Consider the following 22053-nt stretch of genomic DNA (forward strand, 5'->3'; position numbering starts at 1 on the left):
TAATGGCCAAGAAGCCGATTCTTCCACCCGCCATGCTGGGCATTCTGGGTGGTGGCCAGCTTGGCCGCATGTTTGCCACAGCCGCCAAAACCATGGGCTACCGGGTCACTGTGCTTGATCCTGATCCGCAATCGCCCGCCGCAGACTTTGCCGACGTCCACATTGCCAAACCCTACACCGATCCGCAAGCCCTGGCGCAATTGGCGCAAACCTGTGCGGCAGTGACCACTGAATTTGAAAACGTGAACGCTGACAGCATGCGCTGGCTGGCGCAGCAGGGTCTGACGGTCAGCCCGTCGGGTGACGCCGTGGCGATTGCCCAGGATCGCATTGCTGAAAAAACGTTTATCCGCAATGCCGGCCTGGATACTGCGCCGTTCCTGGCCGTGCATAACTCCGGCGATCTGGCGGGCGATCTGACCCCGTATCTGCCTGGCATTCTGAAAACGGCCCGCATGGGTTACGACGGCAAAGGCCAGGTCCGCGTCAATACCGCAGAAGAAGCCCGTCTGGCGCTCTCCAACATGAAGCATCAGGCCTGTGTGCTGGAAAAGATGCTGCCCCTGGTGGCGGAAGTGTCTGCCATCGTTACCCGCACCCGTGCTGGTGAGGCGGTGTGTTTCCCGGTGGCCGAGAACCAGCATGTGAATGGCATTCTGGATATCTCCATTGTGCCAGCGCGAATAGGCGATGCATTGCTTGAGCGCGCCCGCAGCATGGCCCTGCAATTGGTCGAGAAGCTCGACTATGTGGGTGTGCTGGCGGTGGAATTCTTTGTGCTGGAAGGCGACAAGCTGGTCATCAACGAAATGGCTCCGCGCCCGCACAACTCCGGCCATTACACGCTCGACGCTACCCTCACCAGCCAGTTTGAACAACAAGTGCGGGCCATGTGCGGGCTGTATCCCGGCAAGGCCGATTTGCTGCGGCCGGCGGTGATGGTGAACCTGCTGGGTGATAGCTGGGGTGAGAACAACGCCGAGCCGCAATGGGAAGTCTTGATGACTGCGCCGAATGCCAAACTGCATTTGTACGGCAAGAAAGAAGCGCGCATCGGCCGCAAGATGGGGCATTTCAACGTCATGGCCGACAATGCCGACGCTGCACTGGAACAAGCGTTGGCGATCAAGGACACGCTGTGAGTGATCTGGCGGGCTGGCTGGCGCAGTATGAAACCACGCTGGCCCCCGCTGCGGACCCCATCCGCGCTGAAAAAATGGCCGCCTATATGCGCGGCCATTTTGTTTATTCAGGCATCCCCACGCCGCAACGGCGCCTGCTGACCCGCTCGCTGGAAAAATCCGCCAAAGCGGTCCTGACGGAAGCCGAGGTGCTGGCGCTGGCCCAGGCGCTGTGGCAACAACCGGCGCGTGAATACCAGTACGCCGCCTGTGACCTGCTGGAGCGGGCAGAAAACACCCTTACCCCTGCGGCATTGCCGGTTTTGCTGGCGCTGGTGACGCAGAAGTCCTGGTGGGATACGGTCGACACGCTGGCCAGCCATTGCGTGGGCCGACTGGTGGCGCGTTATCCACAAGAGGTGACGCAACTGGATGCGCTGGTCGAAAGCGACCACCTTTGGCTGCGGCGCACCGCCATCATCTATCAACTGGGCTGGAAAGAGCGCACCGATGTTCCGCGCTTGTTTGACGCCTGCCTGCGCAATGCCGGGCATACGGATTTCTTTATCCGCAAAGCCATAGGCTGGGCGCTGCGTGAATATGCCTGGACTGCGCCGGAGACGGTTCGCGCTTTCCTGGCGCAACACGGCCACCGGTTCTCCCCGCTGTCGGTGCGGGAAGCCAGTAAACATCTGGGCAACTGACCCGCTTGTCATTGCCCCGGACTGTTGCTGTTGCCCTGCTATACGCCTGTGCCAACATAAGCGTTTTGCTCGCTCGCAGGCCGCCGCATGTACACGCCCCAGCACTTTGCCGTTACGGATACGCCATCCTTGCATGATTTTGTGCGGGCCAACAGTTTTGCCACGCTGATCAGCGTGGTCGATGGCGTGCCATTTGCCAGTCACGTGCCGCTGCTATTGCGTAGTGACGACACGGGAGACCACTTGTGCGGGCACGTGGCGCGGGCCAATCCGCATTGGCAGCACTGGTCCGCAGAGGCGCCCGTACTCGCCATCTTTCAGGGAGCGCACGGCTATATTTCGCCGAGTTGGTATGCCAAGGGCCCGGCGGTACCCACCTGGAATTACCAGGCCGTGCATGCCACCGGCACAATCCGGCTGGTGGATGATCCGGCTGCCACGCTGGCCGCCCTGTTCGGTTTTTACGAGCCGGCCGGCATTGCTGCCAGCGTGATGCCCCCGGACTACGTCAGCAAGCTGTCTGACTACATTGTGGCGTTTGAACTGGATGTCACGCAGTGGGAAGGCAAGTTCAAACTTTCGCAAAACCGCCCGCAGGCCGATCAAGCCGGGGTGATCCAGGCGCTGCACGCCCGTGGTGAAGCCGCCTTGGCCCAAGCCATGCAACCGGCCGCTGGCCCACAAGTGGGCGGTATCAATCATCTAACCCTGGCGGTGACCGAAGTCGAGCGCTCGGTACGCTTTTATGTCGATGCCCTGGGCGCACGCTTGCATGCGCAGTGGGATAAGGGCGCGTATCTGACGGTGGGTGGCCAATGGCTGTGTTTGTCGCATGATGTGGTCTCTGCGGGGACCGATTACACACACATCGCCTTTAGCGTTAGCCCGAACGATTTCACCGGGCTGGTGACGCGTTTGCAGCAGCAGGGCGCGCGCACCTGGAAAGACAATCGCAGCGAGGGTGATTCGTTCTATTTCCTTGATCCGGATGATCACCGGCTGGAGCTGCATGTAGGGGATCTGGCCAGCCGTCTGGCCGCTTGCCATGCTGCGCCCTGGGCGGGCATGCAGTTCTTCTGACCGGCGCGCAAAAAAAACCGGCCCCCTACAGGGAGGCCGGAAGATGGGCGCGTACAGCGGTTGCTACTGCAGGGACACTTGCGGGGGCATGCAAGCCAGCCCTGCAATGATGAGCCAGGATTCATGTCTCAACGGGCACCATATTAGCGTTTAACCTTATGTCTGCTGACGCCGCTGACCCCTTGGCTGAAACCGGCCAGCGGAAAATCTGACTTTATGCTGACTTCGGATGTGGGTCCCGGGTCACCGGCCAGGGCAGATCCCAGGGCGACTGCAGGTCTGGCACGGCCACTTCTGGCCACGCTGTGGGCCATTGCGTGCCGCTGCCGGGTAACAATCTGAATGCCCAGTCCGTTCCGGCCCATTCAAAACGCAGCGCATAAGCGTGCAGGTAGCCCCGGTCGGCCGCGTCGCCGCCGTAACGGGTATCGCCCAGAATCGGCGCGCCCACGCTTTTAAGCGCCACGCGCAACTGGTGGGTACGCCCGCTGCGGGGCCGCAGCAGAAAACCGCGCAAGCCATCGCCGAGACCGTAGCTGAAAAACTGCGTCACCGCGTAATTCGCTGTGTCCCGTGTGAGCAACCAGTTCCCGCCACGGCCACTTTGCATGCCGCCGGCAATCGTTCCCTGTTTTTTGGCCGGCTTGCGCGCCGATAGCGCTAGATAGAATTTTTCCAGTCCGCGTGTCGCAAAGCGTTCGCCAAAACCGCGTGCGGCGCCGCTGCTGCGGGCCACCAGTAACAGTCCGGAGGTAATGCGATCCAGCCGGTGCAATGGGTACAGCGCGCCCTCGTGTTGTGCGCGCAGCAAATCCATCACGCCCGCTTCATCGCCTTCCCGGTGAAAACCCAGCCCGGCCGGTTTGTACACCAGCAAAAAATCATCATGCGCATAGAGTACGGATAGCGCGTTAAAGTCAGTACAGGAAAGGGTGGGTTCGACAGCGGGCATTTCGGGTTTCTACGCATGCGGGTAAAGTTCGACCCAACGTTTATACCTTGAAATACCATGAAACTCATCATCATTGCCGTTGGCCACAAAATGCCCGGCTGGATCGAAGACGGCTTTGGCGAATACGTCAAACGCATGCCGCGTGAATTCGCCATCAGCCTGGTTGAACTCAAACCGGACAAACGCTCTGGCGGGCGCACGCCGCAGCAAGTCATGGCGGAAGAGGCCGAGCGCATCCTGGCGGCCATTCCGCAAGGCGCGCGCGTATTTGCGCTGGACGAGCGCGGCACCAACTGGACCACCATGAAACTGGCCGAAAACATGAAGCACTGGCACACCGATGGGCGTGACGCGGTGTTCATCATCGGCGGCACCGATGGGCTCGACCCCTCCGTCAAGCAGCGCGCTGACCAACTACTGCAACTCTCTGCCCTGACCCTGCCGCATGGCATGGTGCGCGTACTGCTGGCTGAGCAGCTCTACCGTGCGTATTCCATCCTGCACAATCACCCTTATCACCGCGAATGAGCTTGCCCCGATGACATCTTCCCAGATTGACCTTTACCTGGCTTCCGGCAGCCCGCGCCGCAAAGAATTGCTGGCGCAAACCGGTGTCACTTTCGAGCGCATCGCCGCGCCGGTGGATGAAACCCCACAGCCCGGCGAGAGCGCGCGCGATTACGTGCTGCGCCTGGCGCATGCCAAGGCCGAGAGCGGCTGGCAGGCCATGATTGCGCAGAACCTGCCCATACGGCCGGTTCTGGCGGCGGATACCACGGTCGTGCTGGGCAATGCCATCCTGGGCAAGCCGGAAAACGCCGTCGATGCCACGCGCATGCTGAAGACGTTGTCTGGCTCCAGCCATGAAGTGCTGACCAGCCTGGGTTTGCGTCATGCCGGCGGCGTGGAGGTGGTCTTGTCGAGCAGTGTGGTGCACTTTGCAGTGCTCAGTGATGCGCAAATTGCAGACTACGTGGCCAGTGGCGAGCCCATGGACAAAGCCGGTTCTTATGGCATTCAAGGGCGCGGTGGGCTGTTTGTGGCGCGGCTGGAAGGCAGTTTCACCGGCGTGATGGGGCTGCCATTGCATGAGACGGCGGTGTTGTTGGGGAGATACGGGATGGGGTTTCTGGCTTGAGGCCCGTTCTTGCCCTGGAGGCACGTAGGGTGGATTCGGAGCGAGAGCGACAATCCACCGACTGTGATGTTGGCGTGTTAGCGCCTGACGGCGCGGGTTTCAAAGGCATTTGATACCCGGAGTGCCGGGCCCACGTTACTTTCTTTGCTTCGCCACCTCGGCGGCCCCAAAGAAAGTAACCAAAGAAAGGCGACCCCTGCGGCAGCGTTCGCTGCGCGAATTCCCTGCGCTTCTCGCAAGGCTCGGCTGGCTGCGGGAACTCGCCCTGCGGGCTCAGACACCCCTCCGCCGAAACCCCGCGCCTTGCTGCGATGCTCGGCGCTGCCGGAGGGGAGGTACGTCAAAAACAACCCCAACCCCGCAAACCATCTCTTCGCAAGGATGACCGATCTGGCCTCCCACTTCGTCATTCCCGCGGAGGCGGGAATCCAGCTGCAATGCTGGCCAGAGCTGTGGGGCTGGGTCTTTCCACAACCTCGCCATTCCGGCGAACGCCGGAATCCAGCCGACCACCGCGGGTGGCCTTTGCCGGAGGCACCCAACAAAAAAGCCGCCCAACCAGGCGGCTTTTTCCATCCAGGGCGCAGACTACCTCACCCCACATACCCAAAAATACTGACGAACTGACACAGACTCCCCGCCAGCACAAACAAGTGCCAGATCCCATGAAAGTGCTTCACCTTCTCATCAAACAAAAAGAAGATGATCCCCACGGTGTAGATGATGCCGCCCGCCGCCAGCCAGTAAAAACCCACCGTCGGCAACGCGGCCATCAGCGGTTTCAGGGCAAAGACCACCATCCAGCCCATGGCGACATAGATCAGCATGGAGAACAAGCGCGTGCGCTTGCCGATCAGCATTTCCTGGATAATGCCGATCACCGCCAGCGCCCAGTTCACGCCAAAGAGCGTCCAGCCCCAAGGGCCGCGCAGGGTGACGAGAGCGAACGGCGTGTAGCTGCCGGCAATCAACAGGTAAATGGCGCAGTAATCCAGTTTCTGGAATACCGCTTTGGCGCGGCCGCGCAGGCTGTGGTACAGCGTGGAAATGGTGTACAGCAGCACCAGTGTGCTGCCATAGATGGCGGTGCTGACCACTTTCCAGGCATCACTGTGCATGCTGGAATACACAATCAGCAGCACCAGACCAATGGTGGACAAAATGGCGCCTGCCAGGTGGCTGTAACCGTTGAACCGTTCTCCGCGATACATGGTTCGACTTGGCCTTTTCATGTTCGGTTGGCGCTAACTTACCCGTTCCCTTCCCGAAACGGGTGGTATTTATGCGTAGCGCATGACGCAGTTTGGCGATCTGGTAAAAGTTACCGTAAAACGGAGGGTTTTTTACAGTGATTTATCCAGAATAAATATCAGTAAACACTGAATTTGACCTGGATGAAACTATGTCGCCTATTTGTTTGAGCAAAAACAAAGGGCCCGCGCAGGACCCTTTGTTTGTAGAACGCTCAACCCCTTATTGACCAGTCAGCTTATCCAGCGCCTCGCGATACTTGGCGGCGGTACGGTCAGCCACGTCTTGCGGCAAGGTGGGTGCCGGCGGGGTTTTGTTCCAGCCCACGGATTCCAGCCAGTCGCGCACAAACTGTTTGTCATAGCTGGGCGGGTTGCTGCCCGGCGCGTATTGGTCGGCCGGCCAGAAACGGCTGGAATCCGGCGTCAGGGCTTCGTCCATCAGGGTCAGCGTGCCGTTTTCATCCAGGCCAAACTCAAACTTGGTATCGGCAATGATGATGCCGCGTGTGGCTGCAAATTCAGACGCCGCCTTGTAGAGCTGGATGGCGGTGTCGCGCACTTGCGCGGCCAGATCGGCACCGATCAGTTTTTCCACTTCTTCAAACGAGATCGGCTCGTCATGGTCGCCCACGGCGGCTTTGGTGGACGGCGTGAAGATGGGCTCTGGCAGTTTGTCGGCTTCAACCAGACCGGCGGGCAGCGCGATACCGCTGACCTTGCCGGTGGCCTTGTAGTCTTTCCACCCGCCACCGACGATATAACCGCGTACCACGGCTTCAACCGGCACGGGCTTGAGGCGCTTGCACACCACGGCGCGGCCTTCTACTTGCGGCAGATCGGCGGCGCTGACCACGTCTTCGGGCTGGTCGCCGGTAAAGTGGTTAGGGACCAGACCATCAAACCTGGCGAACCAGAAATTGGAGATCGCGGTCAGGATCTTGCCTTTTTCCGGAATCGGCTCGTTGAGGATGACGTCAAACGCAGAGAGCCGGTCTGTGGCGATCATCAACATGCGTTGGTCGTCGATCTCATACAGATCACGCACTTTGCCCGAGTAAATCTTCTTCAGGCTGGTAAGGTTGGTGCTCGTCAGTCCGGTCATGAAAGGCATCCCTGCGCTGGCAAAAATGCGAATTATGCCTGTAACTCTTCTTGTCGGGCAGCGCAGATGCATATCCCGACTGACAAGAGGGTGCGCCGGCGCAAGGTTTGGCGCTGGCAAAACAGCCACGTAAAATACGCTGCAGATTTTCTATCCAACATTGAGGCCTGCCATGTGGCTCGACCCGCAACTATTCCTCGGCTTTCTGGCCGCGGCCATGCTCATTACCGTCTCGCCCGGGCCGGATAACCTGATGGTGCTGGGGATCGGTATCTCCCGAGGCCGCAAAAACGGCATGGCGTTTGGTTTGGGTTGCGCGCTGGGCTGCATCAGCCACACCGTACTGGCCACACTGGGCATCAGTGCCTTGATTGCCGCCAGCCCGCTTGCGTTTACCACGCTCAAGGTGGCAGGCGGTCTGTACCTGGTCTGGCTGGGGATTCAGGCTCTGAAAAGCCGGGGTGGGGCGCAGGTTGCGCAAGAGAATGCGCTTAAGGATTCGGCGTGGCGACTGTTTGGCAAAGGTTTGTTTGCCAATGCCATCAACCCGAAAGTTGTGCTGTTTTTCCTCGCCTTCTTGCCGCAGTTTGTGATTGCCAGCCACGGCAACGTGGCATTGCAAACGTTGCAGCTGGGTTTGATCTTTACCACGCAGGCCGCGGTGCTGTTTGGCTTGCTGGGGTATTTTTCGGGCGCGGTAGGGCAGTGGCTGAATCGCCGCCCCCGGGCGGGTTTGTGGCTGGATCGCATTGCCGGGACGATCTTTGTCGGGCTGGGACTCAAGCTGATTATTTCCCGCTAACCACACACCCATCAAAAAAGGCGCCATGAAGGCGCCTTTTTTATTGGTCAGCAGTGACCGCATTACAACATATAGCGCGACAGATTCTCGTCACCCACCAACTTGCCCAGCTTGGTATTCACCGCTTCGGCATCAATTTGCACTGCGCCGGATTTCGCCTCATAAGACAGGTCTTCCAGCAGCTTTTCCATGACGGTAGAGAGCCGGCGCGCGCCGATATTCTCGGTGCGCTCATTCACGCTCCAGGCAATCTCGGCAATGCGGTGCAAGGCTTCGTCGTTGAACGAAAGCTGCACGCCTTCCGTTGCCAGCAGCGCTTCGTACTGCTTCATCAGGCAGGCATCGGTTTCGGTCAGGATGCGTTTGAAATCATCTACCGACAACGAGGACAACTCGACACGAATCGGAAAGCGCCCTTGCAGTTCCGGGATCAGATCAGACGGCTTGGCCAGATGAAATGCACCCGAGGCAATGAACAGGATGTGGTCGGTCTTGATCATGCCGTACTTGGTGGTGACGGTGGTGCCTTCCACCAGCGGCAACAAATCCCGCTGTACGCCCTGGCGGCTGACTTCACCGGCCGCACCTTCGGCCCGGCTGGTGACCTTGTCGATCTCGTCGATAAACACAATGCCGTTCTGTTCCACGGCTTTGAGCGCTTCGGCACGGGCTTCTTCTTCGTTCACGAGTTTGGCGGATTCTTCTTCCACCAACAGTTTCATGGCCTCGGTGATCTTCAGCTTTTTGGTGCTGGTCTTGCCGGCCATGGCGCCCTTGAACATGTCTTGCAACTGGCTGGTGAAATCTTCCATCCCCGGCGGGCCCATGACATCCATGGTCGGCGCAGAAGCGGCGATTTCGATCTCGATTTCCTTCTCGTTCAACTGCCCTTCGCGCAGCATTTTGCGGAATTTCTGGCGGGTTTCCTTGCCCGCGTCGTCCAGCTCCGGGTTTGGCCCAAACGGGCCTTTGGGTGGACGCGGCACCAGTACATCCAGAATCCGGTCTTCAGCGGCGTCTTCGGCCCGCACGCGGTTGCGCGCCATGGCACGGTCACGCGCACCCTTGACGGCGATCTCGGTCAGGTCCCGGATAATGCTGTCGACGTCCTTGCCGACATAGCCCACTTCCGTGAATTTGGTGGCTTCCACCTTGATAAACGGCGCGTCAGCCAGCTTGGCCAGACGGCGGGCAATCTCGGTTTTGCCCACACCGGTCGGCCCGATCATCAGAATATTCTTGGGGGTGATTTCATGGCGCAGCGGCTCGGCCACCTGCTGGCGGCGCCAGCGGTTGCGCAACGCAATCGCCACCGCCTTTTTGGCGTCTTTCTGGCCAACGATGTGTTTATCCAGCTCATGCACGATTTCGTGCGGGGTCATGGTCGTCATGGTGGGTATCCGTATCCTTGATGCTTCTAACTGGTCTGAAATCAAGGTTCAGGCTGTTGTGGCGTTTTTCAAGGCCGGCTGTACCCTGCGGGCAATGGCAATAAAGCGCATCATGGCGGACCCGCTGTAGCGATCCTGCTGCCGGGTTCTCTGGTTTATCTTCATGCCGCAACCGCGTTCCTCCGCCCTGATTTTCTGTCTCTTTATTGTTTACGTGGTCTGGGGCTCGACCTATCTGGCGATCCGCATTGGCCTTACCGGGTTTCCGCCACTGATTCTGGCCGCCATTCGCATGACCACCGCCGGTGCGTTGTTGCTGAGCTGGTTCCGTTTGCGCGGTGTGGCCTGGCCCAGCCTGCGCCAGTGGCGTAACGGGGTCATCATTGGCGCCATGATGATGAGTGTCGGCAACGGCTTTGTGTGCCTGGCAGAACAAAGCGTCTCTTCCGGCCTTGCCGCCTTGCTGGTCGCCAGTGGCCCGGTGTTTGCCATTGTGTTTGGCTGGATGTTTGGTACCCGGCCCAAAGTGCTGGAGTGGCTGGGCGTGGGCCTGGGGCTGGCCGGGGTGGTGTTGCTGAATCTGGATGCCTCTGCCGCCGCCAGCCCCGGCGGGGTGATCCTGGTGATCATTGCCGCCGCCACCTGGTCGTTTGCGACCATTTTGCAGCGCCGGCTGGATATGCCCAAGGGCGGGATGTCTGCAGCTGTACAAATGCTGGGCGGCGGCGTGGTGTTATCCATCATGAGTCAGGCGCTGGGTGAACACCTGCCCGCGCATGTGCCAGCGGCCAGCCTTGGCGCGCTGCTGTATCTGATTACGTTTGGCTCTATCGTGGCGTACAGCGCGTTTGTGTATGTCATCAACCATTCCCGGCCCGCATTGGCGACCAGCTATGCCTATGTGAACCCGGTGGTGGCCGTGTTACTGGGTGCGACCTTTGCCGGCGAGGCGATCAGCCTGCCGCTGCTGGGCGGGATGGCGGTGATTTTGGGCGGCGTGGCGTTGATTGTGTGGGCGCATGCCCGCAAGGGGTAGGGTTGTTGGGGAAAGGCGGTTTTTAGTGGCTGGCGGCGCGGTGGTTTTGATGCCGGCGGTGGCCGGAGCACGTTACTTTTCTTTGCTTCGCCAAAGAAAAGTAACCAAAAGAAAGGCGACCCTGCGACAGCGCCCTTCGGGTTCCCTGCGCTTCTCGTGAGGGCCGGCTGGCTCCAGGAACTCGCTTCGCTCAAACACCCTTACGCCGAAACCCCGGCCCTCACTGCGGTGCTCGGCGCTGCCGGAGGGGAGGCAGGTCAAAAGCAACAGCAACACCAAACCCGCAAACCCTCTGTTCGCATGAATGGTTTACTGCTCTCCACAGGTCCTCGTTCGCTCGCAAGTGATCAGGGCACGACAATGATCGCGCGTCATAGTCCGATATACGGCGCTAGCCACAAAACACCCAAACCCAGCAACGACGCCCTCTGCAGCGGCATTTCCATATCGTTATAACGATTGAATCTTTCTTGATACCAGTCGTTCCGGTACATTCAGCCGCTTACCGTGTCGTAGCGGGCTTTTTGCGTCCGCGATGCACCCAGAACAGCGCCCATGCGCAAATCCACTCAGGTATAGCAAGCAGCAATGACAGGCATTAGCGAAGCGAGGCTGACTCACCTCAAGCAACTGGAAGCCGAGTCGATCCACATCATCCGCGAAGTGGCCGCCGAATTCGAAAACCCGGTGATGCTCTATTCCATCGGCAAAGACTCCGCCGTCATGCTGCATCTGGCCCGGAAGGCGTTTTTCCCTGGCAAGCCGCCGTTCCCGCTCATGCACGTGGACACCACCTGGAAATTCCAGGAAATGTACAAACTGCGTGAAAAGCAGCGGGAAGAAGGCTGGAACCTGATTACCTACGTGAACGAAGAAGGCGTCAAAGCCGGCATCAACCCGTTCACCGCCGGCAGCGCCAAGCACACCGACGTGATGAAAACCCAGGGTCTGAAACAGGCGCTGGATAAATACGGTTTCGATGCCGCCTTTGGTGGCGCGCGCCGCGACGAAGAAAAGTCCCGCGCCAAAGAGCGCGTGTACTCCTTCCGCGACAAGAATCATCGCTGGGACCCGAAGAACCAGCGCCCGGAACTGTGGAATATCTATAACTCGCGCATCGACAAGGGTGAGTCCATCCGCGTGTTCCCGCTCTCCAACTGGACTGAGCTGGACATCTGGCAATACATCTTCCTGGAAAACATCGAGATCGTCCCGCTGTACTTTGCGGCCGAACGCCCGGTGGTGGACCTGAATGGCACGCTGGTGATGATCGACGATGATCGTATCCTGCAATATCTGACGCCAGAACAGAAAGCCAGTATCGAGACCAAGTGGGTGCGTTTCAGAACGCTGGGCTGCTACCCGCTGACCGGCGCCGTAGAGTCGCACGCCCAGAGTCTGGCCGAGATCATCCAGGAAATGCTGCTGACCAAAACCAGTGAGCGCCAGGGCCGGGTGATTGACCATGACTCCTCCGGTTCCATGGAGAAGAAAAAAATGGAAGGCTACTTCTGAGCGGCGCCTGCAACCCGGTGGTCAGCGTTATGCTCACTTGCCGTACTGGTTGTACTGTCTGCGTTTCGCATGCCTTGCCCACCGGGCCGCAGGCACCGCTCAACTAAACTTGGGACCGTTCATGGCCATGGCTACCTTTGTCTTGCTGCTCGAATACGTGCGCTCGATGGAAGAAATCGATGCACTGATTCCGGCACACATTGCCTTTCTGGAAAAGCACTACGCCAGTGGCGTATTTTTGCTTTCCGGCCGGCAAGAGCCGCGCACGGGTGGTGTGATCCTGGCGCGGGCCAGTTCACGCGACGCCATCGAAGCCATTGCCATGGATGACCCCTTTGCCATTGCCGGCGCGGCCCGTTACCGCGTGATTGAATTTTTGCCGACGCGCGCCGCGCAGTCGCTCTCGTTTTTGACCGCATGATGCGTCACAGAATTACTGGATAAACCATGTCTCACCAATCTGACCTGATCGCCAGCGACATCCTCGGCTACCTGAAACAGCACGAAAACAAGGACCTGCTGCGCTTTATCACCTGTGGCAACGTCGACGACGGCAAATCCACGCTGATCGGCCGCCTGCTGCATGACTCCAAGCTGATCTTTGAAGATCAGCTGGCCGCCATCGCCAAAGACAGCAAAAAGTACAACACCACCGATGAAGAGATCGATCTGGCGTTGCTGGTCGACGGTCTGCAAGCCGAGCGCGAGCAAGGCATTACCATCGACGTGGCCTACCGCTACTTCAGCACCGACAAGCGCAAATTCATCATTGCCGATTGCCCGGGGCACGAGCAGTACACCCGCAACATGGCCACCGGCGCATCGACCTGCGATCTGGCCATCATCCTGATTGACGCCCGCTACGGCGTGCAGACCCAAACCCGCCGCCACAGCTATATTGTGTCGCTGCTGGGGATCAAGCACGTGCTGGTCGCCGTCAACAAGATGGACCTCGTGGACTTCTCTGAAGCGCGCTTCAATGAAATCCGCAACGAATACCTGACCTTTGCCAATCAGCTGGATATCGCTGACATCCGCTTCGTGCCAATCTCTGCCCTGCGTGGCGACAATGTCGTCAGTGCCAGCGAGCGCACGCCGTGGTACGAAGGCGGCACGCTGATGAACTTGCTGGAGTCCGTCGAGATCACCCGCGACGCGCGGCTGGACGCCTTCCGCCTGCCAGTGCAGTACGTCAACCGCCCCAACCTGGATTTCCGTGGTTTCTGCGGCACGATCGCCGCTGGCCAGATCATGCCAGGTGAAACCGTGCTGGCGCTGCCATCGGGTAAAGCCAGCAAGGTCAAAGCGATTGTCACCTTTGAAGGCGACCAGGCGATTGCCTATGCCGGTCAGGCCATTACCCTCACGCTTGAAGACGAAATCGACGTCAGCCGTGGCGATATGCTGATCCGTGCCGGCGATGTGCAACCCCAGGTCAGCCAGTCCTTCGACGCCCACGTGGTCTGGATGAACGAATCCCCGCTGCAGGCCGGCAAGGAATACCAGTTCAAACTGGCCGGCAAGAGTGTCTATGGTCGCGTGCGCACAATCCGCCACCGCATTGACGTCAACACCCTGGCGCACAGCCCGGCAGAAAAACTGGGGCTGAACGAGATCGCCCTTGTCACCATTGATACCACTGCGCCGGTAGTCTTCGATGCCTACACGCTGTGCCGTGGCACTGGCGGTTTCATCATCATTGACCGATTGACTAACGCTACAGCGGCTGCCGGCATGATCGTAGGTGCTGCAGAAGCGGCCGCAGAACAGGTCGATGACGCCATCGCCAGCATGAGCGAACTGGAGCGTCTGCGTGCGTTTGAGGTAGAAATGAATGGCCTTGTACGCAAGTACTTCCCGCACTGGGGCGCGAAGGATATTTCCGGGCTCTGAACCTGGTATCTGCAGGAGTACAAAACTGGCCGCGCTCATGCGGCCAGTTTTGTTTTGTACTCAGCTAAATCCGCCCAATCGTGCCGGCCACCGGTGACGGACTTCAGCAGCAGCCCCATTGCCTTCCTGCTGTTGCTTGTTTACCGACGTTTGTAAGCCAGACAGACTGTATTTTGAGCTTCGTGATACCTTTCGCTGTATTGCGCTGCAATGGGTGAGCTGTCCGTCCGCCAAAGCAGGCAAAACTGGTCGTTCCATAAGTCATTTCAAGTAATAAAGTACCCATGACAGCACTTCCTGAACTCAATCCGGCCCGCCTGCGGGAAATTCGGCTGCGTCTTGTGCAAATGCACTTTGAAAGCGGAGTGGGGCATATCGGCGGCAATCTTTCTGCGATGGATGCCATGGCCGTGCTTTTTCGGGAATATATCGGCGCAGAGGATCATTTTGTCCTGTCCAAAGGACATGCGGCGGGCGCGCTCTATATTGCCTTGTGGAGTGTTGGCCGGATTGCTGATGAGCAACTGAAGACTTTCCACAAGGACAATACGCTGTTACCAGGGCATCCGCCGGCGCACGGTATTGCAGATATCCCGTTTGCAACCGGCAGCCTCGGGCACGGTTTATCGCTGGCTGCTGGCACTGCCCTTGGATTGCGGCTGCAAAAAAAGCCGGGTCATGTGTTTTGCCTGATGTCAGATGGCGAGTGGCAAGAAGGCTCCACCTGGGAAGCACTGATTTTTGCCTGCCACCAGAAACTGGGCAACCTGACGGTGCTGGTGGACCACAATCGCTTGCAAGGGTTTGGCAATACGACCGATGTCGCCTCGATGGCACCCCTCACAGAACGTCTGGCGGGTTTCGCTGCCGAGATCATCCCGGCCCCAGGGCATGACCTTGCCGCCATCCGCAGTGCCCTGGCCACCCCCACGAACGGCCGGCCACGGATACTGGTGCTGGACACCACCAAAGGCCACGGTGTTTCGTTTATGGAAAACCGCATGGAATGGCATTACCTGCCGTTGAATCCAGAGCGTTACGCACAGGCGCGTGAGGAGTTGTCAGCGCGATGAGAAAACAATTTTGCGATGCTTTGCTGGCCCGGGCGCAAAGCCCGGAGATGGTGTTCCTGACGGGCGATCTAGGCTTTATGGCGCTGGAACCCCTGCAGGAGCGCCTGGCCGAGCGTTTTATCAACGCCGGTGTGGCCGAACAGAACATGGTGACTGTGGCTGCCGGTATGGCCCGTCTGGGGCTGGATGTCTGGGCCTACAGCATTGCGCCGTTTTGTTACGCGCGCCCCTTTGAACAGATCCGCAACGATGTCGCATTCCACAAGCTGCCGGTGAAGCTGGTAGGCAACGGCGGCGGCTATGGCTACGGCGTCATGGGGCCAACTCATCACGCCATTGAAGACTACGGTATCCTGCTGACCCTCCCGGCAATGAAGGTCTTCGTGCCGGTGTTTGATGAAGATGTGCCGGCCGTCATTGACCTGGCCGGCGACTACACGGCTGGCCCTGCCTATCTGCGGTTAGGCCGCGGTGAGCCCCCCGCGGGCTGGAGCGTACCTGATTACAGTACCTGGCGTTTGCTGGTTGAGGGCGATGGTCCGCCGGTCGTTGCAGTCGGCCCACTGGCAGGCACTTATATTGCGGCAATCCAGAACCTGCCGCAGGGAAGCCGTCCGGCCTTGTGGGCGCTGGCAGAACTGCCGGTGGTGTCTGACGCGTTGCCTGCGGCATTGCTGGCCTCGATCAAGCGCACTGGGCGCATCGTCGTGGCTGAAGAACATGTGCAGCAAGGTGGCGTGGGCTCGCAACTAGCGATGTGCTTGCTGGGGCAGGGTGTTGCTGCACGCCTGACACATCTGTTTGCCAAAGCACACCACTATGAACGCTATGGCTCGCAAAGCTGGCTGCGGGAACAATCCGGTCTGGATGCAAAAACCTTGCTGGCGCTGCTTGAAAACTGATCAGCGGGATCATTTCTCGCGCGCTGATACCTATTGATGTACCTGAAAAATTGAACAGCCTTTGCCATGGCAAAACAATTACCGCTTGAGCAATTCCAGCCCGTTGCCATTCAACCCCCGTCAAAGAACCCCATCCTTTTCAGAATCCGCCGGTTTTTTGATTTGCAGCTTGATACCGTGTGCTCAGTACTGCAGCCGGCGCTAGGGCAGTTGTCCGGCACCGTGCTGGATGTCGGTGCCGGCCAGTCGCCCTGGCGGGAGTGGTTGCCTGTGCACGCGCGCTATGTGGGTATTGATGTTGAAAACGCCGATGAATTTGGCATGAGCCGGGCTGGTAGTGATGTTATTTACTACGATGGCAACACCATCCCCTTTGCCGATGCCCACTTTGATGCCGCATTTTGCAGCGAAGTACTGGAGCATGTGCCGGTCCCGGAGGCGCTGATAGCCGAACTGGCGCGCGTCCTGAAAGACTCCGCCACGCTGCTACTCACGGTACCCTGGTCCGCGCGTCGCCATCATATTCCGCATGACTACCACCGATTTACTCCGGAACGTTTGCACGCCTTGCTTGATCAGGCGGGGTTTACCGAGATCGTGATCGAAGAGCGTGGCAACGACGTTTGTGTGATTGCCAACAAGTTGCTCGTACTGACCGTACGGTTGTTGCGCCCGGCAAGAAAAAAAACGCTGCTGTGGAGTTGGGTGCCAGGGTTGTTGTGTGGTGTGCTGACCGCCGGCTTCATGCTGGCTGCGCATGCATCTCTGGCCTTGGGCGCGGGCGGCAAGGAAGATCCGTTGGGGTATTTTGTCAAAGCCCGGCGCGCAAAGCGCCCGTGAGTCTGCAGGCGTTTATATCTATTCCGTTCAAAACGGACTCAAATTAACACGTACCCTCGCCAGGCAATCAGGAAAGCAATAATCATGTCATCTGTTGAACAAATAACTGGCGCACTGAATGCCCCGGCTCGCAGCAAGCTGGTACCGCGCACCTGCCCGGTATGTGGAGCAGGTAAACAGGAAAGCAAGCTGTTTACGCCCAGAAACATAGATCCGGCGCGTTTGAACGCGCTCTCGTTTGCCTCGCGCAAAGTACCGGAGTTCATGTCTCATGAACTGGTGCGCTGCTTGCGTTGCGACGTGGTTTACGCCTGCGAATCCGGGGACGCGGCAGAGACTGGCGAGGCTTACCATGAGGCCCAGTTTGACTCGAGTGAAGAAGCGCGGGACGCTGCGGCGTCTTACGCGCTGACGCTGGAGTCCGCGCTGGCGACGGTGACGGACAAGGATGGCGTTCTGGACATTGGAACCGGTACGGGGACCTTCTTGCAGCAGATGGCGCAACGCGGATTTACGGGGTTGGTTGGCATAGAGCCTTCGCCAGCCGCTATCAGCGCCGCCGATGAGGATATCCGGCCATCCATTCGTATGGGTTTGTTTGATCCCGCCAGTTTTGCTTCGGAACAGTTCGCACTGATTTCATGCTTCATGACCCTGGAGCACGTGCATGATCCGGCGGCATTGGTCAATGCATGCTACGGCCTGCTTAAACCCGGGGGCGTGATGGTCGTTGTGGTACACGACTGGCGCGCCTGGAATAACAGGATTCTGGGTCGTCGCTCACCCATAGTTGATATTGAACATTTGCAGCTTTTCTCCAGCCGCAGTGTCACGACATTGTTCAACAAAGCGGGCTTTGTGCAGGTGGATTGCCAGAGTTTCCGTAATCGCTATCGCCTGGAATACTGGTGCAAGTTGCTGCCATTACCCGGTGGATTGCGGACAGCGGTGGACAAGTTGATTAAACGTACGGGCCTGGCCGATCACAAGATTGCCATGAATGTCGGCAATTTGATGGTCGTCGCCAGGAAGCCCTGAAAGAATTTTGCGACGCCACCTGCGCGGTGAAATACAGGGCCGGGCTATTGGTTTTTGCGGTGGCAACAGGACCATAAGCGATGTGATATAACCCGCTGTTGCCTGGCCCTGCGGTTTGCGCGCCAGAGCACCCACTAAGTACATATCAAACAGAAACGTTTTCAGCCTGAATGAGTCAGGCCAGCATCCGCTGGCAGCAGATACGTGCTGGATGCCCGTTTTTCCAGATGGGCTTGTTTGTAATCCCGTTTTGCCACGATGGGTCGTTGGCAAAAAATGAGCATGGAACACCCGGTCATGTCGGTATCAGATCAGTATATCCAGTCCCTTAAAGGCCCGATTCTTGTGGCAGGGGCCTCAGGTTTCATTGGTGCCAATCTGTTGCGCATGATCTTGCGCGTCAGGCCCGATGTGATTGGCGTGGTGCAACAATCAAAGAACTGGCGCCTGGCCAATGTGCCCGACGAGAAGATTGCAGCAGCCAATATGAACGACATGGCTGCCGTGCGCCATTTGATTAATACGGTTGATCCGCAAACTGTTTTTGACTGTATCGCTTATGGTGCGTATTCCTTTGAAAAGGATGCGCATCTGGTTTATGAAACCAATTTCCTGGCAGTGACCAATCTGGTCAAACTGCTGGCCGAGCGCAATATCTCGGCTTTCATTCATGCTGGCAGTTCTTCCGAATACGGAACCAATAGCGCTGCACCCGCTGAGCATGACCCTGGTAAGCCTAACAGCGATTATTCTGTTTCGAAAATTGCGACGGCCAGCTTTCTTGCCTATATGGGCAAGCACAAGCAATTTCCGTGCGTTAATTTGCGGCTGTATTCCATTTATGGCCCGCTGGAGGACACCTCGCGTTTGATGCCCAATGTGGTCAATCACGCATTGCGTGGTACCTTGCCCGACTTTGTCGATGCCAGAACCTCCCGCGACTTTGTCTATGTTGATGATGCCTGTGAGGCCTTTATTCTGGCCGCGGCCAAAATGAACCCCGTGCTCTACGGCGAAAGTCTCAATATTGGCTCGGGGACCAAGACCACGATTGCCGAACTGGCCCAGGAAGTTGTGACGCAATTTGCGGTGAATGCGGAGCCGCGGTTTGGCACCATGCAAGGCCGGTCATGGGATTTGCCAGACTGGTATGCGGACCCATCGCTGGCTGACAAACTGATCGGCTGGAAGGCCGGCACGCCCCTGCGCGTGGGCCTGCAGCGCATGGGCGACTGGTTAAAGACGCTGACCCAAGAGCAATTTGCCACGGGCAGCAAGATGGCGACCATCCGGTCGCGCCGCAGCGTCTCAGCCATCATCGCCTGTTACAAGGATGCCCAGGCAATCCCGTTCATGCATGAACGGCTAACCCGGACTTTCCAGAAGATCGGGATCGATTACGAGATCATTTTTGTGAATGACGGTAGTCCTGATGACAGCGCAGAAGTCATCCGCCGGATCAGCGAGGAAGATCCCAAAGTCATTGGTATTACCCATGCCCGTAACTTCGGGTCACAAATGGCCTTCCGCAGCGGGATGGAGTTATCAAGCAAGGACGCAGTGGTGTTGCTCGATGGCGACCTGCAAGACCCGCCTGAGTTGATCGAAGACTTTTACCGCAAGTGGGAGGAAGGGTTTGACGTAGTCTATGGGCGACGCATCAAGCGTGATATGCCGTGGCATTGGGGCTTGATGTACAAGTCGTTCTACCGCGTGTTTGCCGCCTTCAGCTATGTGAAAATCCCGCTGGATGCTGGCGATTTTTCGCTGATTGACCGGCGCGTGGTGTTCTGGCTGCTCAATTGCACAGAGCGTGATCTGTTCTTGCGCGGCTTGCGCGCCTATGTGGGTTTCAAGCAAACCGGGGTGGACTACGTCAGGCCAGAGCGCATGTTCGGCGTATCAACCAATAATTTGATCAAGAATATCGACTGGGCAAAGAAAGGCATTTTCTCGTTCAGCAATGTGCCCCTGACCATGTTGACCACCGGAGGCTTGGCCGCGCTGGCACTGTCGACCGTGGCAGCAGTCATTGTCGCATTGCTGCGCCTGCTGGTACCGGACATCGCGCCGCGTGGTATCACCACGCTGTTGATTTCCATCTTGATGTTCGGCTCATTGAATCTCTTTGCGATTGGCCTCGTGGGGGAGTACATCGCCAAGATTATGGTCGAGGTCAAAGGTCGCCCACGGTTGATCCGGGAGTCGTTGATCCGTCACGGCAAGAGCACGAAAGTGGGCGCTGAGCTTATCCGCTAATCAGTCACCTGGCCCCGGCGTGTCCGGGGACAGGGCGGTGTGGGGTTGAACGTTGTATCGGTTTATCAAATTCCTGTTTGTCGGCGGCCTCAATACACTCTTTGGCCTGCTGGTCTACATTGGGGCGTTCAAGCTGGGGGCGGCGGTCTGGCTGGCGATCTTGATCGGCAATTTGTCCGGCATCGTTTTCAATTTCTTCACGACTGGTGGACTGGTGTTTCGTAGCCTGGACGCACGCCGGCTGCCACGCTTTGTACTGGCCTACCTGATGGTTTACGGGATCAATTTATTGTCAATGCACTGGCTGGTTCCGCATTGGGGGGCCTTGCCGGCACAAGTGATTCTGACCCCGCCCCTGGTCGTGCTGTCGTACGTATTGATGTCGCGTTTTGTTTTTGTGGTGCGGACCGGGCACGACTCAGGTCCGCGTTAAGACATTAATGCGCAGCTGCTTTCGCAGCGTTGACTGGCTGTATCTGCAGTTGAATGATGGTGCCAGGTGCCAGTTTTGTAGATAAAAAGCCGTTATCAATGCGCGCAAAATAATGGGCTACACCGCTAGTCTCAACAAATGTATTGGCATATGGCGGGGAATTCCATCTGGGCAGAACGAGCGCCCGTGCAATTTCATGCAAGCCGGTGATCGCGCCAAGACAAAGCACGGCGATCAGCAAATGATGGCCCTTTTTGTGCGCCACACCGTTCGCTGTGCTATTGCCCAGCCGTTCCACAGCGTACAGGGCCAGAATGATCAGCGGGGCAATCGATGCCCGCATGGCCAGATCATTGGCCAGCCCAAGCCGGTATAGCGGCAGCACAAGCAAGATGATGCCCGAAGTGAGTAACAACGCTTCGCGGCGTGTGCGCAGCAACAGCACCCACAGGATGCCAAACTCCAGCGAGATGAAAGCACCATACAGGCGTAACCATTGCGCGAAGGGCAGCGCCTGCATCGTCCAGTTGCTGGGTACGCCGGCAGAATCCATCGTCAGATAAGCTGCGCACAGTATTGCAGGGGGCAGCAGGCAAAGTGCAACACCGGCACCCGCAAACAGGGTGGCCTGGTTGTGCCGGACATGTTTGAAGAACCAGACAGCCAGCAACGGAATGACGCCGATTGTGGTTAGCGGAGACCACAGTGGCATTACCGCAATCCACCACGGAATCGTGCGTATGGCTTTCGGGTTATGCCAATGCAGGTAAAGACATGCTGCCAGTAACCACCCCGGCAAAGCATGATTGGGGACCCAGAAAAGCTGGGTGGAGGCCGAGGAGTACTGAAATAGCCCCGCCCACCATTGCAGATGTACGGTAGAAAATAGCGGCAGCGGATGGGCAAGTATCCAGCCGCCTAGCCAGTCCATCCCGCCAAACAGGGGCAAGATCAACAGGGTCAGCGTGACGTGACGCCAGCCGCTACGCAATGAGGCGGCCAGCGAGAGAAACAGGAATACCCCCAGGAAGGTCCAGGCCAGCAAGAACAGCTGACCCAGCTGTTCACCCCACAGTTTTGCGGCCAGGGCGGGCACCAGAAAATAGCCGAGCGGGCAGCGCAACAGCCAGACCGCATTCTGGGAAGACAGCTTGAAGCCGATCGGACCCAGGTGGCGCGCAAGGTCCATTAGCAGCGCATCGCGGACATGCCAATCGAAATAGTTGGCGTAGAAAAGGTGCCCGGCTCCGCCCAATGCCGACCAGATCAACGCCACCAGGACAATTGCAAGCCATTGCAAGTGGGTAAAACCAGGCTCTCCGGGCTGACCGAAAACGTGGTCCGGGCTGGCATTGCGCCAGGCCAGCCAGGAACCCAGCACCGTCAGAGCGCCCAGTGGCAGGCCCCAGGCCGGTTGTAACCAGGTCAGCAGGAAAAGTACGACCGGAGTGGCCAGATAAAGGGCCACCAGGGTCGTCAGTACGCGTTGGATTCTGGACAAAACGGTTACCTGCTTGAGCG

22 protein-coding genes and 1 pseudogene are annotated in these 22053 nt (G+C 58.3%); 17 read left to right on the forward strand and 6 right to left on the reverse strand.

Features of this window, described 5'->3' with window-relative positions; all coding sequences use genetic code 11:
- The first annotated feature begins 2 nt into the window (after nt 1-2).
- From HNQ50_RS15005 to fos, 4 genes and pseudogenes are all read left to right on the forward strand, one after another.
- Nucleotides 3-1142, forward strand: coding sequence for a 5-(carboxyamino)imidazole ribonucleotide synthase (locus tag HNQ50_RS15005; protein WP_184102008.1), 1140 nt, complete (start codon nt 3-5; stop codon nt 1140-1142).
- On the forward strand, nt 1139-1825 hold the full coding sequence (locus tag HNQ50_RS15010) for a DNA alkylation repair protein (protein WP_184102009.1): 687 nt from the start codon (nt 1139-1141) through the stop codon (nt 1823-1825). Before HNQ50_RS15005 ends, HNQ50_RS15010 begins: the two co-directional genes overlap by 4 nt.
- An 87-nt stretch (nt 1826-1912) precedes the next feature.
- Nucleotides 1913-2371, forward strand: a pseudogene (locus HNQ50_RS22185) (FMN-binding negative transcriptional regulator); the annotation flags it as partial.
- 114 nt (nt 2372-2485) lie between these two features.
- Nucleotides 2486-2905 (forward strand): fosfomycin resistance glutathione transferase, encoded by a 420-nt coding sequence (gene fos, locus HNQ50_RS22190; protein WP_246428752.1) that lies wholly within the window; start codon nt 2486-2488, stop codon nt 2903-2905.
- A 214-nt stretch (nt 2906-3119) separates the two neighbouring features.
- Here the strand turns inward: fos and HNQ50_RS15020 are convergent, their stop codons facing one another.
- Complete coding sequence (locus tag HNQ50_RS15020) at nt 3120-3857, reverse strand: pseudouridine synthase (protein ID WP_184102011.1); 738 nt, start codon at nt 3855-3857, stop codon at nt 3120-3122.
- Between the two features lie 57 nt (nt 3858-3914).
- On the opposite strand from HNQ50_RS15020, the gene rlmH reads away from it, so the two are divergent.
- The gene (gene rlmH / locus HNQ50_RS15025; protein ID WP_184102012.1) at nt 3915-4385 is read left to right on the forward strand and encodes a 23S rRNA (pseudouridine(1915)-N(3))-methyltransferase RlmH; all 471 of its coding nucleotides are present in this window, start codon (nt 3915-3917) and stop codon (nt 4383-4385) included.
- Nucleotides 4386-4395: 10 nt separating this feature from the next.
- A complete protein-coding gene (locus HNQ50_RS15030) occupies nt 4396-4995 on the forward strand; it encodes a Maf family protein (RefSeq protein WP_184102013.1) in 600 nt (199 codons plus the stop codon).
- 593 nt (nt 4996-5588) lie between these two features.
- Here HNQ50_RS15030 and trhA read toward each other — a convergent pair.
- Entirely contained in the window at nt 5589-6206 is a 618-nt protein-coding gene (trhA, locus tag HNQ50_RS15035; protein ID WP_184102014.1) for a PAQR family membrane homeostasis protein TrhA, read from the reverse strand.
- Between the two features lie 262 nt (nt 6207-6468).
- On the reverse strand, nt 6469-7350 hold the full coding sequence (locus HNQ50_RS15040) for a phosphoribosylaminoimidazolesuccinocarboxamide synthase (RefSeq protein ID WP_184102015.1): 882 nt from the start codon (nt 7348-7350) through the stop codon (nt 6469-6471).
- A 172-nt stretch (nt 7351-7522) separates the two neighbouring features.
- Here HNQ50_RS15040 and HNQ50_RS15045 point away from each other — a divergent pair, with 172 nt between their 5' ends.
- Nucleotides 7523-8152: a LysE family translocator gene (locus HNQ50_RS15045; protein ID WP_184102016.1), complete on the forward strand. Its 630-nt coding sequence runs from the start codon at nt 7523-7525 to the stop codon at nt 8150-8152.
- Between the two features lie 62 nt (nt 8153-8214).
- Here the strand turns inward: HNQ50_RS15045 and hslU are convergent, their stop codons facing one another.
- The gene (gene hslU / locus HNQ50_RS15050) at nt 8215-9543 is read right to left on the reverse strand and encodes an ATP-dependent protease ATPase subunit HslU (RefSeq protein WP_184102017.1); all 1329 of its coding nucleotides are present in this window, start codon (nt 9541-9543) and stop codon (nt 8215-8217) included.
- A 163-nt stretch (nt 9544-9706) separates the two neighbouring features.
- On the opposite strand from hslU, the gene yedA reads away from it, so the two are divergent.
- The 4 genes from yedA (at nt 9707) to cysN (ending at nt 13987) form a co-directional block, all read left to right on the forward strand.
- Entirely contained in the window at nt 9707-10579 is an 873-nt protein-coding gene (gene yedA / locus HNQ50_RS15055) for a drug/metabolite exporter YedA (RefSeq protein ID WP_184102018.1), read from the forward strand.
- 588 nt (nt 10580-11167) lie between these two features.
- Nucleotides 11168-12094: a sulfate adenylyltransferase subunit CysD gene (gene cysD / locus HNQ50_RS15060; protein WP_184102019.1), complete on the forward strand. Its 927-nt coding sequence runs from the start codon at nt 11168-11170 to the stop codon at nt 12092-12094.
- Between the two features lie 121 nt (nt 12095-12215).
- Complete coding sequence (locus HNQ50_RS15065) at nt 12216-12515, forward strand: YciI family protein (RefSeq protein WP_246428741.1); 300 nt, start codon at nt 12216-12218, stop codon at nt 12513-12515.
- 26 nt (nt 12516-12541) lie between these two features.
- Entirely contained in the window at nt 12542-13987 is a 1446-nt protein-coding gene (gene cysN, locus HNQ50_RS15070) for a sulfate adenylyltransferase subunit CysN (protein ID WP_184102020.1), read from the forward strand.
- Nucleotides 13988-14090: 103 nt separating this feature from the next.
- Here cysN and HNQ50_RS15075 read toward each other — a convergent pair whose 3' ends face one another.
- A complete protein-coding gene (locus HNQ50_RS15075; protein ID WP_184102021.1) occupies nt 14091-14273 on the reverse strand; it encodes a hypothetical protein in 183 nt (60 codons plus the stop codon).
- Between HNQ50_RS15075 and HNQ50_RS15080 the strand changes: the two genes are divergently transcribed.
- The 6 genes from HNQ50_RS15080 to HNQ50_RS15105 all read left to right on the forward strand — a co-directional run bounded on the left by HNQ50_RS15080 (nt 14272) and on the right by HNQ50_RS15105 (nt 20532).
- Nucleotides 14272-15060, forward strand: a complete 789-nt coding sequence (locus tag HNQ50_RS15080; RefSeq protein WP_184102022.1) for a transketolase — start codon at nt 14272-14274, stop codon at nt 15058-15060. The genes HNQ50_RS15075 and HNQ50_RS15080 overlap by 2 nt on opposite strands.
- Nucleotides 15057-15962, forward strand: a complete 906-nt coding sequence (locus tag HNQ50_RS15085) for a transketolase family protein (protein WP_184102023.1) — start codon at nt 15057-15059, stop codon at nt 15960-15962. The genes HNQ50_RS15080 and HNQ50_RS15085 overlap by 4 nt, the downstream gene beginning before the upstream one ends.
- Nucleotides 15963-16028: 66 nt before the next feature.
- Nucleotides 16029-16802 carry a class I SAM-dependent methyltransferase gene (locus HNQ50_RS15090; RefSeq protein ID WP_184102024.1) on the forward strand — a complete coding sequence of 258 codons (774 nt, stop codon included), beginning with the start codon at nt 16029-16031 and terminating at the stop codon, nt 16800-16802.
- Nucleotides 16803-16886: 84 nt separating this feature from the next.
- Nucleotides 16887-17840, forward strand: coding sequence for a class I SAM-dependent methyltransferase (locus HNQ50_RS15095; RefSeq protein ID WP_184102025.1), 954 nt, complete (start codon nt 16887-16889; stop codon nt 17838-17840).
- A 297-nt stretch (nt 17841-18137) separates the two neighbouring features.
- On the forward strand, nt 18138-20099 hold the full coding sequence (locus tag HNQ50_RS15100) for an NAD-dependent epimerase/dehydratase family protein (protein ID WP_184102026.1): 1962 nt from the start codon (nt 18138-18140) through the stop codon (nt 20097-20099).
- A gap of 52 nt (nt 20100-20151) precedes the next feature.
- Nucleotides 20152-20532, forward strand: a complete 381-nt coding sequence (locus tag HNQ50_RS15105) for a GtrA family protein (RefSeq protein ID WP_184102027.1) — start codon at nt 20152-20154, stop codon at nt 20530-20532.
- Between the two features lie 4 nt (nt 20533-20536).
- Here HNQ50_RS15105 and HNQ50_RS15110 read toward each other — a convergent pair whose 3' ends face one another.
- Nucleotides 20537-22033: a hypothetical protein gene (locus HNQ50_RS15110; RefSeq protein ID WP_184102028.1), complete on the reverse strand. Its 1497-nt coding sequence runs from the start codon at nt 22031-22033 to the stop codon at nt 20537-20539.
- Nucleotides 22034-22053: the final 20 nt, after the last annotated feature.

It is taken from the genome of Silvimonas terrae (genome assembly GCF_014202765.1).
Taxonomy (GTDB): Bacteria; Pseudomonadota; Gammaproteobacteria; order Burkholderiales; family Chitinibacteraceae; genus Silvimonas; species Silvimonas terrae.